At 73.4% G+C, this 14,300-nt stretch carries 12 protein-coding genes; 6 read left to right on the top strand and 6 right to left on the bottom strand.

What is annotated here, in order from left to right; translation table 11 throughout:
* Positions 1-35 precede the first annotated feature (35 nt).
* Positions 36-1,250, bottom strand: coding sequence for an ABC transporter ATP-binding protein (locus KGD83_RS18175; RefSeq protein WP_212640320.1), 1,215 nt, complete (start codon positions 1,248-1,250; stop codon positions 36-38).
* Entirely contained in the window at positions 1,222-1,395 is a 174-nt protein-coding gene (locus KGD83_RS18170; RefSeq protein ID WP_212640319.1) for a hypothetical protein, read from the bottom strand. The genes KGD83_RS18175 and KGD83_RS18170 overlap by 29 nt, the downstream gene beginning before the upstream one ends.
* A gap of 467 nt (positions 1,396-1,862) precedes the next feature.
* Here KGD83_RS18170 and lnt point away from each other — a divergent pair, with 467 nt between their 5' ends.
* Both lnt and KGD83_RS18160 read left to right on the top strand, forming a co-directional pair.
* Complete coding sequence (gene lnt, locus KGD83_RS18165) at positions 1,863-3,608, top strand: apolipoprotein N-acyltransferase (RefSeq protein WP_212640318.1); 1,746 nt, start codon at positions 1,863-1,865, stop codon at positions 3,606-3,608.
* 196 nt (positions 3,609-3,804) lie between these two features.
* Entirely contained in the window at positions 3,805-4,368 is a 564-nt protein-coding gene (locus KGD83_RS18160; RefSeq protein WP_212640317.1) for an FxsA family protein, read from the top strand.
* 124 nt (positions 4,369-4,492) lie between these two features.
* On the opposite strand, the gene KGD83_RS18155 is transcribed toward KGD83_RS18160, so the two are convergent.
* Together KGD83_RS18155 and KGD83_RS18150 are read right to left on the bottom strand one after the other, a co-directional pair.
* On the bottom strand, positions 4,493-4,972 hold the full coding sequence (locus tag KGD83_RS18155) for a nucleoside deaminase (protein WP_212640316.1): 480 nt from the start codon (positions 4,970-4,972) through the stop codon (positions 4,493-4,495).
* A 180-nt stretch (positions 4,973-5,152) separates the two neighbouring features.
* Entirely contained in the window at positions 5,153-7,807 is a 2,655-nt protein-coding gene (locus KGD83_RS18150; RefSeq protein ID WP_212640315.1) for an HAD-IC family P-type ATPase, read from the bottom strand.
* A 299-nt stretch (positions 7,808-8,106) separates the two neighbouring features.
* On the opposite strand from KGD83_RS18150, the gene KGD83_RS18145 reads away from it, so the two are divergent.
* Positions 8,107-8,919, top strand: a complete 813-nt coding sequence (locus KGD83_RS18145; RefSeq protein ID WP_212640314.1) for an NRDE family protein — start codon at positions 8,107-8,109, stop codon at positions 8,917-8,919.
* Between the two features lie 97 nt (positions 8,920-9,016).
* Here the strand turns inward: KGD83_RS18145 and KGD83_RS18140 are convergent, their stop codons facing one another.
* Positions 9,017-10,288, bottom strand: a complete 1,272-nt coding sequence (locus KGD83_RS18140) for a family 16 glycosylhydrolase (RefSeq protein WP_212640313.1) — start codon at positions 10,286-10,288, stop codon at positions 9,017-9,019.
* Positions 10,289-10,858: 570 nt separating this feature from the next.
* Between KGD83_RS18140 and KGD83_RS18135 the strand changes: the two genes are divergently transcribed.
* The 3 genes from KGD83_RS18135 to mshC all read left to right on the top strand — a co-directional run bounded on the left by KGD83_RS18135 (position 10,859) and on the right by mshC (position 13,330).
* Positions 10,859-11,068, top strand: a complete 210-nt coding sequence (locus tag KGD83_RS18135) for a hypothetical protein (RefSeq protein WP_249351936.1) — start codon at positions 10,859-10,861, stop codon at positions 11,066-11,068.
* Positions 11,069-11,296: 228 nt separating this feature from the next.
* Complete coding sequence (locus KGD83_RS18130; RefSeq protein ID WP_013152576.1) at positions 11,297-11,479, top strand: hypothetical protein; 183 nt, start codon at positions 11,297-11,299, stop codon at positions 11,477-11,479.
* A gap of 627 nt (positions 11,480-12,106) precedes the next feature.
* Positions 12,107-13,330, top strand: a complete 1,224-nt coding sequence (gene mshC, locus KGD83_RS18125; protein ID WP_212640312.1) for a cysteine--1-D-myo-inosityl 2-amino-2-deoxy-alpha-D-glucopyranoside ligase — start codon at positions 12,107-12,109, stop codon at positions 13,328-13,330.
* A gap of 340 nt (positions 13,331-13,670) precedes the next feature.
* Here mshC and KGD83_RS18120 read toward each other — a convergent pair whose 3' ends face one another.
* On the bottom strand, positions 13,671-14,198 hold the full coding sequence (locus tag KGD83_RS18120) for a nitroreductase family deazaflavin-dependent oxidoreductase (protein WP_212640311.1): 528 nt from the start codon (positions 14,196-14,198) through the stop codon (positions 13,671-13,673).
* Positions 14,199-14,300 lie beyond the last annotated feature (102 nt).

Here is a 14,300-nt window from a genome sequence, read left to right as displayed (position 1 = left end):
GGGGAGAGGGCCCGGCGGGGCGCTGTGGGGCGGGCTCAGACGTTGTCGGGGTGGCCGATGGCCAGACCGCTCTGCGGGTCGAAGAAGTGCAGCTGGCTCACGTCCACCGACAGGTTCACCGGCTGGCCCGGGCGCACGTTGCTGCGGGGGCTGACCCGGGCGGTGAACAGCGAGGTGTTGCCGCCCAGCGGCAGGCCGTCGCCCTCGCCCTCCTCGCCCGCGGCGTCCTTGGCCAGGGCGGCGGCGTCCTCGTGGCGCACCGGCGGGGCGTCCACGGTGAAGATCACGTTGATCTCCGTGCCCAGCTCCTCGGTCACGCTCGCCTTGACCTGGATCTGCGGGTCGCCGTTGCCGTCCAGCTCGGCGTCGTTGAAGTCCGAGGGGCGGATGCCCAGGATGAGGCTGCGGCCCAGGTAGTCGCGCAGGCCCTGGCGCGCCTCCAGGACGCTCGCCGGGACCGGCAGCTTGTGCTCGGCGAAGGTGAGCACCGCGCCGTCGCCCTCGGCGACCAGCTCGGCGTCGACGAAGTTCATCGCCGGGGAGCCGATGAACCCGGCCACGAACAGGTTGACGGGGGCGTCGAACAGGCGCTTGGGGGTGTCCACCTGCTGGAGGCGGCCGTCGCGCATCACCGCGACCCGGTCGCCCAGGGTCATGGCCTCGATCTGGTCGTGGGTGACGTAGATGGTGGTGACGCCCAGGCGCTCGTGGAGCTGGTTGAGGGAGGCGCGCATCTGCACGCGCAGCTTGGCGTCCAGGTTGGAAAGCGGCTCGTCCATGAGGAACGCGCGCGGCTCGCGCACGATCGCGCGGCCCATGGCCACGCGCTGGCGCTGACCGCCGGAGAGGGCGCCCGGCTTGCGCTTGAGGTAGGTCTCCAGGCCCAGCATCTCGGCCGCCTCCTTGACGCGGCGCGCGATCTCGGGCTTGGCCACCTTGCGCAGCTTGAGGCCGAAGGCCAGGTTCTGCTCGACGGTCATGTGGGGGTAGAGCGCGTAGTTCTGGAAGACCATCGCGATGTCGCGGTCCTTGGGCGGGCGGTCGTTGACGATCTCGTCGCCGATGACCAGCGTGCCGCCCGTGATCTCCTCCAGGCCCGCGATCATGCGCAGCGCGGTGGACTTTCCGCAGCCGGAGGGGCCGACGAGCACCATGAACTCGCCGTCCTCGATCTTCAGGTTCAGGTTGTCGACGGCCTTGACGTCGCCGCCGTAGATCTTGTCAACGCCATCGAGGACGATCTCCGCCATGGTTGTCAGCTCCCGGGCCGGGGTCGAGGTTTGGGGTGACGCGGGTCATCGGGATGTCCGCGCCGCCGACCTGGAACTTTCGCAATTGATCGAACCAGGCCGTTGTGCTGATCACATCAGACATGATCATGATCGAAAAGTCCATACTTGGGTCGATGTCGATCCGATTGCGGTCAGACACAAACCCCGTCCGCTCAGCTGGCGTGGCGGCCCCAGGTGCGTTAGCCTGTCCGACGGTTCCTTCCTTTCTCCCCTCCACGCCCTCGGGGCGGCGGCCACGACACGGCAGCCGGGTTGAGGCATCGGGTCGGGGAGTCTGGGTAACCTAACGACCAGTCCAGCACTGGACGGACCGGTTGTGCGGCCCCCACTCGTCCGATCGGACGCTGCATCACGCGCCAGGTGCAGCTGGGATCGGGTGAGGGGTGGAGTACCGCGACCGGGCGGGGGGTTGGACCCGGAAAAGGCCCGAACATCCAGTAGACAACGGTCTTCCGAGCTCGCCGCCGACGGGACGGAGCCGGTCCGAAGGGTGGCTCGGGCCTTTTCCGCGTCCCCCCATATGCTGACCGCGAGCACCTCTCACCAGCCAGCGGAAAGCGAGCACCCCACGTGGTTGCCGAGCACACCGAGCGGGGCAGCGCCCACGGCTCCGACAGACCCTCGCCGGAACCGGTGGGGCGGGAGCGGACGGCGAACCCGGTACGCTCCCTCGCCTCCGCCTTCGCTCCGGGACACCGCTGGGGGCGCCACGACCTGCTGTGGCGGGTGCTCGCCGCGGTCGGCTCCGGTCTCGCCCAGCTCTTCGCGCTGCCGCCCTACGGCCTGTGGTGGCTGGGCCCGCTCAGCGCCGCGCTGCTCGCCCTCGCCGTCGCGGGGGCCCGGACGCGCCGCGCGGCCTGGCTCGGCGCCCTGTCCGGGGCCACGCTCATGGTGCCGCTGGTGCACTGGCAGGACATCTTCGGCGTCGACGTGTGGCTGCTCATCGCCGGAGCCGAGACCGTCTACTTCCTCCCCATGGCGATGGCCCTGGGCGCGGCCATGCGCCTGCCCGGCTGGCCGCTGTGGACCGCGGCCCTGTGGGTGGCCCAGGAGGCCGTGCGCGCCCGCTGGCCGCTGGGCGGCTTCCCCTGGGGCAAGCTCGCCTTCGCCCAGCCCGACACGCCCTTCGTCGGCTACGCCGCCCTCGGCTCCTCCGCCCTGGTGACCTTCGCGGTCGCCCTCACCGGCGGTCTGCTGCTGTGGAGCGCGCTGCGCCTGGCGGGCGCCCTCGGGGCCGGACGCGGTGATCGGGACGACCGAAACGATCGCGACGCCGCGCACGGGGCGGGGGCGGGCCCGGGCCGCCCCGCGAACACGGGCGGCCCGCTGCGGACCGGCTGGGTCCCGGCCGTCATCGGACTGGCCGCCGCGGCGGCCGTCGTCGCCGGCGGCGCCCTGGCCCCCGCCATCGGCCGCCCCGACGTCTCGCACACCGTCACCGTCGGCATGGTCCAGGGCAACGTCCCCAACGTCGGGCAGATGTCCATCGCGGGCGAGCGCATGCAGGTCCTCGACAACCACGCCGACGGGGTCCACGAGCTCGCCGACGCCGTCCGCGCGGGGGAGTACCCCCAGCCGGACATGGTGCTGCTGCCGGAGAACGCCAGCGACATCGACCCCTTCCGCGACCCCCAGGCGCGCGAGGTCATCGACGCCGCCGCGGCCGACGCGGGCGTCCCCCTGCTGTGGGGCATGAGCCGCTTCAACGACGACGGCACCCGCTACGTCAGCAGCGTGGTCTGGGACCCCCTGACCGGGCCGGGCGAGATGTACGACAAGCGCTACCTCGTGCCGTTCGGCGAGTACGTCCCCTTCCGTGACTTCTTCACGCGGTTCGTGGCCCGCCTCCAGCAGGTCAGCTCCGACGCCGTCCCCGGCACCGAACCCGGCGCCCTGGACGTGGGCGGCACCACCCTGGCCGTGGGCATCTGCTTCGACGTGGCCTTCGACCTGCCGGTGCGCGAGTCCGTCGCCGCGGGCGGGCAGGTCATCGTGGTCCCCACCAACAACGCCAACTACAACTTCACCGGCCAGACCAACCAGCAGCTGGCCATCACCCAGCTGCGCGCCGTCGAGCACGGCCGCCCGGCGGTGGTCGTCTCCACCAGCGGCGTCAGCGCCGTGGTCGACCCCGACGGGAGCCTGGCCTACAGTTCGCCCGAGGCGGTGCCCGACATCCACGTGGCCGAGCTGGAGGCGATGGAGGGCACCACCGTCGCCACCCGCCTGGGCGCCGCGCCGGAGGCGCTCCTGAGCGCCCTGGGGCTGGGCGCGGTGGCCGTGGCGGTGGTCCTGGGCCGCCGTCGCCGCGCCTGAGGGGGCGCGCCCGCTCCGCGCCCGGGAGGCACGGGGCCGACGGCGGGGCCCTGTGCGGACGCGCGGGAGGGCGCGTCCGGGGGCGTTGACGCGGACGCCCGGTCGGGGAGCACGCGCCCGGGGGAACCCTGGAGCCCGCACGCGCGTTCCCTCCTGTAGGGAGAGCTCCCGCCGACGACCCGGAGGATGGTTACGCATGCCGCTGCTGACAGTGCTGGCGCTGATGGCGCTGCCCTTCCTGGAAGTGTGGCTGATGATCGCCGTCGGCGGCTGGATCGGCGTCCCGTGGACGCTGGCCGCGCTGGTCTCGCTGATGGTCCTGGGCGTGGCCGTGCTGCGCCGGGCCGGGACCAAGGCCTTCCGGGACGCGGACCAGGCCATGCGCTCGGGCGAGCAGCCGCGTGGGGGGCTGCTCGATCCGCTCATGCTCATGGCGGGAGGCATCCTGCTCGTGATCCCCGGGTTCATCACCGCCGTGCTCGGCCTGCTGATGGCCCTGCCCTTCACCCGCCCCGTCCTGCGCTGGGCCTTCGCCTCGTGGGCGCGGCGCCGCGTGCGCAGGATGCAGGAGCGGATGAACGAGGAGTTCGTCGTCCGCGGGTCCACCGCCCCGGGCGGCCCGGGAGCGGGTCCGGCCGCGGGGCCGTTCGGCCCCGGCCAGAACCCGTTCGGCCCCCGCGCCGACGAGGACGCCGCTCCGCGCGACCGCGGCCGCGTCATCCAGGGGCGCTTCGAACCCCGCGACGACGACAAGGACTGACGGCGCCCACCGCGCCGACCGGCCCCACGCGCTGACAGTGCTCGCCGCGCCGACCGCGCGTCAGGGATCCTCCGGGTGTCCGCCCGGCCCGGCGGTGGCGACGCCGGGCCGCCCGGCGCCGGTGTCAGCTCCGGCCGTGGAAGCGGGCCTGGAGCGCCCGCACCCGCGTGACCAGGGAGTCCACCGGCCCCTCCACCGCGATTGCGGGCACGACGTCGCCGATCGGCAGCGCCCGCACCGGCGCCGGGGGGACGCCCCACTCCTCCAGCCACGAGACGAGCTGCGCCGAGGAGGCCACGTACACGATCCGGCCCAGCCCCGCCCAACCGTGGGCGGCCGAGCACATGGGGCAGTGCTCCCCGGAGGTGTAGACGGTCGCCGCCGCCCGTTCGCCGGGGCTCATGCGGGTGGTCGACCACCGGGCTATGGCGAACTCCGGGTGCTGCGTCGGGTCGCCGCCGGCGACGCGGTTGCGGTCCTCGAAGAGCACCGTCCCCTCCCCGGACGCCAGCACCGAGCCGAAGGGCTCGTCACCCGCCTCCAGGGACTCCTCGGCCAGATCGACCGCGCGCCGCAGACGGCGCATGTCGGTTTCGCTCAGCATGTCCTGCCCCTCTCCCTCTCCCCTCGCCCTCTCCAGGGCCCGGCCGCGGCTGCGTGCAACCGGGTCGCCCGCGACCGCGCCACCCGCGACCCGCCCCGGGACCGGGCACCGGAGCCGCTCCGCCGGACCTTCCGGGGCGGGTGCCCGCCCCCGGCCCCTTCACCTCTCGGAGAACGGCTGTCACACCGGCTCCGGGGTGCGCTCCTGGGCCTCGCGCTCGTCCTCCCTCTCCGCCGCACGCGCCTCGGACCGGGCCGTCATCCGGTCGTCCACCACCCGGATCACCGTGATCACCACGATCGCCACACCCGCCACGGCCAGACCGGTCAGCACCTTGGTCGGGTCGCTCACGTCCAGGTCGAAGAACCACTGCCCCAGCGGTGTCACCATCGCCAGCGTCAACAGGCCCACCATGGAGCCCACCATCAGCACCTTCCACCACACGTACGGCTTCGCCACCAGCAGCAGCACCCACAGCGTCGTCGCGCACAGCGTGATGACCACCGCCGTCCGGTCGGCCGGGTCGGGCACAGTACGACCGCCCAGCACCAGCAGGTAGGTCGTCACCGCGGCGAAGCCCGCCACCATGCCCGAGGGGATCGCCAGCCGCAGCGTCCGCATCACGAACCCCGGCCGGGCGATGTCGGTGTTGGGCGCCAGCGCCAGGAAGAACGACGGGATGCCGAACGTCACCGCGTTGATGAGCGTCGCGTGGCGCGGGAAGAAGGGATAGGCCACCGCCAGCAGGCCCACGATGATCGCCAGCGTCATCGTGTACACGGTCTTGGTCAGGAACAGGTTGGCCACCCGCTCGATGTTGCCGATGACCCGGCGGCCCTCGGCCACCACGCGCGGCAGCACCGCGAACCGGTTGTCCAGCAGCACCAGCTGGGCCACCGACCGCGACGCCGGGCTCCCCGAGCCCATCGCCACGCCGATGTCGGCCTCCTTCAGCGCCAGCACGTCGTTGACGCCGTCACCGGTCATCGCCACCGTGTGCCCGCGGTCGCGCAGGCCCCTGACCATGTCGCGCTTGCGCTCGGGCGTCACCCGGCCGAAGGCCGAGCGCTCCTCCACCTCGCGGGCCAGCCCGTCGCGGTCCTCCGACAGCGCCCGCGCGTCCACCGGCTGGTCCGCGCCCGGCAGCCCCAGCTCACGGCCCACCGCACCCACCGAGGCCGCGTGGTCGCCCGAGACGATCTTGACGTCCACGCCCTGGTCCTCGAAGTAGTCCAGGGTCGGACCGGCGTCCTCGCGCAGCCTCTGGTCCAGCACCACCAGGGCCACCGGCAGCACGGTCCCGGGCGCCTCGTCGGAGTCCACCCGAGCCGACGCGCGCGCCAGCAGCAGCACCCGGTGGCCCTGCGCGCCCAGCCGGGCCGCCTCGGCGGCCGCCGGGTCCTGCGGGGAGGCCAGCACGTCGGCCGCGCCCAGCACCCAGTGCTCCTCGCCGCCGGGGGCGAGGAAGCTGGCCCCGCTCCACTTGCGGGCGGACGAGAACGGCGCCAGCGCCGTGACCGTCCAGTCGGGCGCGGCCTGGCCCGCGGCCTCGCACCCGCGCGCGATCGCCGCCATGCTCGCGTTGTGGTCGGGGTCGCTGGCCGCCAGCGCCGCCAGCGCCGCCAGCACGAGCGACGAGGACGCCTCCCCGCGGTGCCCGCCCAGGTCGCGGATCCCGGCCAGCTTCATGCCCGCCTCGGTCAGCGTGCCCGTCTTGTCGGTGCACACCACGTCCACGCGGGCCAGGCCCTCGATCGCGGGCAGCTCCTGCACCAGGCACTCGTGCCGCCCCAGCCGGATCACCCCGACCGCGAACGCGATGCTGGTGAGCAGGACCAGGCCCTCGGGGATCATCGACACCAGGGCCGCGACCATGCTGCGCAGGGCGTCCGCCAGCGGGCCGGAGATCTGGCCGCCCGAGGTCGACTCCTCCAGGCCCACGTGCCCGCCCAGGACCAGCTGGCTGTAGATCAGCAGGGCGCCGATCGGGAACAGCGCGTAGGTGATCCAGGTCAGGATGCGGTTGATGCCCGACCGCAGCTCCGAGTGCACCAGCGAGAAGCGGCTCGCCTCCTCGGCCAGCCGCGCCGCGTAGGCGTGCCGCCCCACCTTGGTGGCCCGGAAGCGGCCGGTGCCCGCCACCACGAAGCTGCCCGACATCACGGTGTCCCCGGGCCGCTTGACCACCGGGTCCGCCTCGCCGGTCAGCAGCGACTCGTCGACCTCCAGCCCTCCGGCCCAGGTGACGGTACCGTCGACCACGATCTGGTCGCCCACGCCCACTTCCAGGACCTCGTCCAGGACGATCTCCTGCGTGGCCACGTGCACGGTGGCGCCGTCGCGCACCACGCGTGGCCGGGCGGCGTTGACGATGGCGAGCCTGTCCAGGGTGCGTTTGGCCCGCAGCTCCTGGACGATGCCGATCAGCGTGTTGAAGAGGATGACCATCGCGAACAGGCCGTCCTGCACCGGGCCGATCACGGCGATGATCGAGAACAGCACCGCGACCATGGCGTTGATCCGGGTGAACACGTTGCCGCGGACGATCTGGCCGACCGTGCGGCTCGCGCGCACCGGCACGTCGTTGGTCCGCCCCGCCGAGACCCGTTCGGCGACCTGCCGCCCGGTCAGCCCCGTCTCGGGCGGAGGGCCCGCCGGGCCCCTGGGGCCTGCGGGAACGGGCTCGGCGCAGGCTCCGGCGGGAGCTTCGGGGGCTCCGGCCGCCTCGGGGGCGCCGCCGCCCGCCTGCGGTCCTGGGACGGCGGAAACCGCGTCCCGCGGCCTGTACGCGGTGCTGTCCGCACCGTCGTCGGTCCGGTCGGGTTGCTCGGGCACGCACTACTCCTGTGTGGTCCGGGAAACTAGACGGGCGGGCAGGCGCCTCGGACGCGGCATCCGCCCCGCACACGCGAAGGGGGAGGGAGACTACAGACTAGAAGACTCCCGGACCGGGAACAGGGACACCGTCCCCCGGATCCGGGTGGTGCCCGCACTACCCCGGGCCCGCGCGGAGTACTGCCGAGGGCCCCTCCGGGTACGGTTGCGTTTGCCTCCTGTCCACATCCCCGTTCCGCCCGCACCGCCGCGGGGACCGCACCACACCGGGGACCCACAGCAAAGGTCACAAGGTCGTCATGTGCACTGTCATCGTCGGCTTCGACCCCGGCGCGGACACGCCCCTGGTCATCGCCGCGCTCCGGGACGAGATGTCCTCCCGGCCCTGGGACGGGCCCGCCCGGCACTGGCCCGACCGGCCCGACCTCGTCGGAGGCCGGGACCGCCTCGCGGGCGGTACCTGGCTGGCGGTGGATCCGACGGGCCCGCGCGCGGCGGCCCTGCTCAACGGCTGGCCCTGGGACGGGCGCATGCCCTGGGAGGGCACCTACCCGGCCAGCCGGGGCGAACTGCCGCTGCGCGCCCTCGCCCACGCGGGCCGCAACCCGGGCCGCGACCCGCTGCACGGCGACGACCCCACCCTCTACGCGCCCTTCCACCTGCTGGACGCCGACGCCCGCCGGGCCGGGCTGCACAGCTGGGACGGCCGGTGCCTGGACACCCGTCCGCTGCCGGTCGGCGTGAGCATGGTGGTCAACACCGGGCTGAACCCGGACGACCCGCGCGCCGCCCGCCACACTCCCGAGTTCGCGCGCACCCGGCCCGACCCGGCCGACCTGTCCCGCGCGAAGGGAGTGGAGGAGATCTGGGGGGAGTGGCCGCGCCTGGTCAACGAGGCCGCCGACTCCGCGCCCCGGTCGGCGGGCCCCGACGAGTCCGGCGACCCGGCGGGCCTGGTCGCCCGCGCCGACCTCGGCGGGGGCAGGATGTGGGAGACCGGCTCGGTGACCCTGCTGGCGATGGACCGCGAGACCGTGCGCTACGCCTTCACCGACGCCCCGGCCGATCCCGGGGCGTGGCGGATGGTCGACACCTCGGCCCCCCGGTTCTGAGACACGGGGGACCGAAGGCGCCGCCGACCGCCCGAGGAGCGGCGGCCGGCGCCGCGCCGTCCGCCGGAGGGGGTCGGCGGGCGGCACGGGGGAGGGGTCAGCCGTTCAGGCTCCAGCGCTGGACGGCGCTGCCGTCGCAGTCGGCGATCACCATCCGGGTGCCGTCGTTCTGCGCACGGCCCTGGGGTTGCAGGCAGCGGCCCGACTGCGGGTTGCGCAGGGCCTGCGTCCCGCTGTCGTGGGTCCACCGCTGCGCGCCGGTCCCGTTGCAGGTCCACAGCTGTACCGGGGTGCCCGCGGCGGTGGCGCCGCCCGCCACGTCCAGGCACTTGTTGAACGCCCGGAACGTGCCGTCGGAGCCCTCGGTCCACTGCTGGGCCTGGTTGCCGTTGCAGTTCGCCAGCTGGATCGGGGTCCCGTCGCCCGTCTGGGCCCCGGCCACGTCGAGGCAGATGCCGTTGGAGGCGGTGATCGTGCCGGTGCCGCCGCCGGGGCTGCCGCCGTCCGAGTAGATCCGGACGTAGTCCACGAGCATCTGCTGGGGGAACTGGGTGGTGCCGTCGGGGTAGCCGGGCCAGTTACCGCCCACGGCGACGTTGAGGATCATGAAGAAGGGCTGGTCGTAGACCCAGGGGTTCCCGCGCGTGTCGGCGGGGGTGTAGGTCTGGTAGGCGTTGCCGTCCACGGACCAGGTGATCGACCCAGGGCTCCAGTCCACGGCGAAGGTGTGGAAGTCGTCGGCGAAGGACCAGCCCTGCGGGTGCATGTAGGAGCCGGTCAGGGGGTTGCCCCCGGAGTAGCCGGGCCCGTGGAGGCTGCCGTGGACCAGGTGGGGTTCGCGGCCGATGTTCTCCATGATGTCGATCTCGCCGGAGTCGGGCCAGGGGGTGTCGGGGAAGTCGGCGCCGAGCATCCAGAAGGCGGGCCAGATGCCCTGGCCGCGGGGGATCTTGATGCGGGCCTCGATGCGGCCGTAGGCGTGTTCGACCTTGTTCTGGGTGGTCATGCGGGCGGAGGTGTAGCCGCCGTTGGCTTCCCTGCGCGCCGTGATGACGAGGTTGCCCTGGCCGTCGAGGGCGGAGTTGGCGCGGCTGTCGGTGTAGTTCTGGAGTTCGTTGTTGCCCCAGCCGTGGGCGCCGGTCTCGTGGTTCCAGTTGGCTGGGTCGGGGGCGCTTCCGGCGGCGCCGTTGAACTCGTCGGACCACACCAGGGCCGCCGCCTGGGCGGCTTCGGCGGATGCCGGGGCCGTCGTGTCCTCGGGGACGGGGGCGGCCGAGGCGGCTCCGGCCGGGATCACGAGCGCGGCGGCGGTGAGGAAGGACAGTGCTGCGGAGGCGAGGGACCTGCGGGGCCGGTACGCGGTGCGCATGGGCTACTCCGGGGGGAAGCCCCGCCGCGGCGGGGCGGTGACGGGCGGAGTCGGTCCCGGGCACGGAGGGCGTGCGCGGGACCGGGTGGGCGACTGCGCGCAGTCGCCGTGTTACGCAACGAATCTAATTGGTAAGTTACTGTACGTTTAGTTTTCCTTCAGCACAAGGGGTGTGAACGGGGGAAGGGCGACGGAACGGGGAACGCCCGCGGCGCGGACCGCTCGGGCGGGCGGCGGCTGGCCGGGCGGCGGGTCGGCGGTCGGCGGTCGGCGGGCACGCTCGCGCGGGCGCGGCCGGACGCGCTCGGGCCCTGGTCCCGAAGGCGGACACGTGTGCCTTCTATGTGCCAACTCCGTGCATTCCGGGCGGGACAACGGGTAGGGGACGGGAACACCGTGGAACGCTCCCTTCCCGTCCCCCGTTGACCTGGGGTGGAGCGAAAGGATTCCGGAACCGCACTGGAGGCGGACTGCGGGATCGTGTTCACGGTGAACCCGGGGCGCGGAGGCAGCGTCACACCGTGATCCGGGGTACCCCACGACCGCTGACCCACCCCCGAAGGACCGCCCATGAGCGTTATGCCCGTCCGCGACCAGGCCGCCCCCTCCCACCACGCCCTCAGCCCGCGACGGGAGCGCCGCGAGGTGTCCCGCGCCCGCTGGCGGCTCCGGGCTGTCCACTCCGACATCGTCGAGTTCGGCCCCGCCGGGGACCCCGAGCTGGCGCGCACGGCCGAGGCGCTGGACCTTCTCGAACTCGCGGACGCGGCCCGGCCCTGACCCCGGGCGGTCGGCCGGGGGCCGACCCCGCCCGTTCCGACCCCACCTGCTCCGGTCCGGCCCCTCGGCCCTGACCAGGGCGGGCGTGCGTCACCGGTGCGCATAACCACCGTCACACCCCCGGGTCGCGACGGCGTGTCAACCCCGAGAGTCACCACGGCGTCTCAGAGAGAGACGGCACGCGCCGTCAGGCTCGCGTGAGGGCACGCGTTCACGGCAGGGGGCACGATGGAGGGCCGTAACGGCAACCTGGTGGAGAGCGGGGCGTACTGGCTCCTCTACGTCGTCTCGGTCAGCGGCGCGCTGCTGCACTGGCGCCTGGGCAACGAGGGGATGGCCGCCCTGTGCGCCGCCGTGGCGGTGTTCGGCGCCCTGCTCATCAGCCGCAGGCACCACAACCTCGCCGCGTGACCCCGGCGCGGGGCCGTGCGGGTCCTCCGCCGCACGGGTCGCGTCCGGCTCGTTCCCCTCCCTTCCGGGGTGACCACCGCGTGCGGCGTCCACCCTCCCGCGCGCGTCCGGACGCGGCACGGGAGACCACCGTCCTCCGGCTCTGCGATCCCCCGTGTTCCGGTAATCGGTCAGCTGTTTGGCCCTCGCCCGCACGGCTCGTCGGTCCGTGAACGGGAGGGTTCCACCGCTCCGTCCGCGTTGCTCCCCCGGGCTCAGGACGCGGGCACGCTCGAAGAAGCCGCCTCCTTGATCGAGTACGTCTGCCCCGTGCCGGTTCCCGGATTGCTGTGATCACCCGGATGCGCGGAGATCGTCTTCCGCGGGGGCCGGCCGTTGTCGTCCGCGACGGATGTCCAACGGTCGGCCGCGTTGCGGTGTTCTCGCCATGAACTGCTTCGAGCGCGCGACGATCCCGGGGCGAAGGCTCCGACCCGGCGGGACCAGCGCGTAACCCCCGAACCGACGGCGGGTGGGGGTTCCGTCCCGGGCCGGTCTTATTCCCACCTCTTCTGGGGTGATCATCACGCGCGGTGCCCACCCTCCCGCGCACGCGTGTCGCACGCGCGTCCGGATAGGCTGCGCGGTATGCGTTCATGGTCTGCGCCTGACATCGTCCCCCTGCCGGGTACCGGCGGTCCCCTTCGTGTCCACGACACCGCCACCGGCCGGATAAGGACGACGACGCCGGGCCCCCGGGCGGGGATGTACGCCTGCGGGATCACCCCCTACGACGCCGCCCACCTGGGCCACGCCTTCACCTACCTCACCTTCGACCTGGTCAACCGGGTCTGGCGCGACGCGGGCCACGACGTCGACTACGTGCAGAACACCACCGACATCGACGACCCGCTGCTGGAGCGCGCCGAGGCCACCGGCGTCGACTGGCGCGACCTCGCCCACCGCGAGATCGACGTCTTCCGCGAGGACATGGCCGCCCTGCGGATCATCCCCCCGACCTCCTACGTCGGCGTGGTGGAGTCCGTCGACCTCATCAGCGACCTCGCCGCACGCATCCGCGACACCGGCGCCGCCTACGAGCTGGACGGGGACCTGTACTTCTCCGCAGCCGAGGCGCCCGAGTTCGGCGAGATCAGCCACCTGGACCGCGCGCGGATGCTGGAGCTGTTCGGCGAACGCGGCGGCGACCCCCAGCGCACCGGCAAGAAGGACCCGCTCGACTGGCTGCTCTGGCGCGCCGAGCGCCCCGGCGAGCCCGCCTGGGACAGCCCCCTGGGCCGCGGGCGCCCCGGCTGGCACATCGAGTGCAGCGCCATCGCCCTGGACCGGCTCGGCCCGGCCTTCGACCTCAACGGCGGCGGCAGCGACCTGATCTTCCCCCACCACGAGATGGGCGCGGCCGAGACCCGATGTGCCACGGGCGGACCCAACGCCCACAACCACCTGCACGTGGGCATGGTCGGCCTCGACGGCGAGAAGATGTCCAAGTCCCTGGGCAACCTGGTCTTCGTCTCCAAGCTCCGCCAGCAGGGCGTTGACCCGGCCGTCATCCGCCTCGCCATGCTCGGCCACCACTACCGCGCCCCGTGGGAGTGGACCGACGCCGAACTCCCCGCCGCCACCGCTCGAGCCGAGCGCTGGCGCGCCGCCCTGGCCCTTGGCGCGGCGCCCGACGCCGCCCCGGTGCTCGCCGCCGTGCGCGCGGCCCTGGCCGAGGACCTGGACTCACCGGCGGCCCTGGCCGCGGTGGACGCCTGGGCCGACACCGCCCTCACCGAGGGCGGCGCCGACACCGGCGCGCCCGCACTGGTGCGCGCGACCGCGGACACCCTGCTGGGCGTGCGCCTGTAACCGCGGGCCGCCTGGCGCCACCGGCGACACCGAAGGCCTTCGATGCCGCCGGTCCGCCGCCCTCCCTGCATACCGTCTATGAGCAGCCCGGGGTTGTTTTCCGGGCCACGCTCGATCTCTAGAGCCGCGGCCTCGTTCCCGCCGAACAGTCCGTCCTGCGGTAGCCAACCCGCGCATATCAGTCTGACCACGCGTCGTGCACGACACGCGAGCCACGCGGTGTGCTCCCACCGGTCTTCATGCAGTACCTGTTGCATGTGGTGGCGGGAAACCCGCGGTGGTGAGACCCTACGCATCACCGCAGGTCAACGCTGCTCTCTTGACACAAAGACCCCACATGTCAGGTGTACCGACCTGAGAGGCCGGGGCGGCGCTCACCGGCGGCCCCTGCGGGGGACAACCGGACGACCGGGATGTCGTTCCCGATGTCCGCACCCCTCCGCTCGAACCACCCATCGCTGTCGTCCACCTCGTACCCCAGCGCGCGCAGCAGCGCCACGGCGGCGGCGGGGTGCTGCTCGGCGTAGCTCACCAGCGCCTCACCGGACTCCTGCGGCGACAGGACGGCGGCGGTGCCCCGGTGGCGCCGGTTGCCCAGCTGGAACAGCACCCGCGGCTCGCGCTCGACGTTGCGGAACCACTGCGACCGCCTTCCGTACCCCGAGGCCACCAGCACGCTCCCCTCGGCGGCGTCGCCGCCGATGACCTCCAGCACCGCCTGGCGGGCCTCTCCCGTGGCCCGCCCCCTGTGCGTGAGCAGTACGAACCGGCGGCCCATCAGGCCGCCCAACCCGGTCCGGTAGATCCAGATGGGGGCGCGGAACAGGGCCCGGCGCAGGGGTGTGGTGGGCGGCTGGGCGAACGACATGGTGTGGCCTTCCTCGGGGGGCGGCGGGGCCCGAGTATAGCCAGACCGTTCCCAGCGCTCCCCGGCGGCACACCCGCGGACCGTCGGTGGGCGCTGCCACAA

The sequence above is a fragment of the Nocardiopsis akebiae genome (genome assembly GCF_018316795.1).
GTDB lineage: Bacteria > Actinomycetota > Actinomycetes > Streptosporangiales > Streptosporangiaceae > Nocardiopsis > Nocardiopsis dassonvillei.
This window is presented reverse-complemented; position numbering and strand designations above follow the sequence as displayed.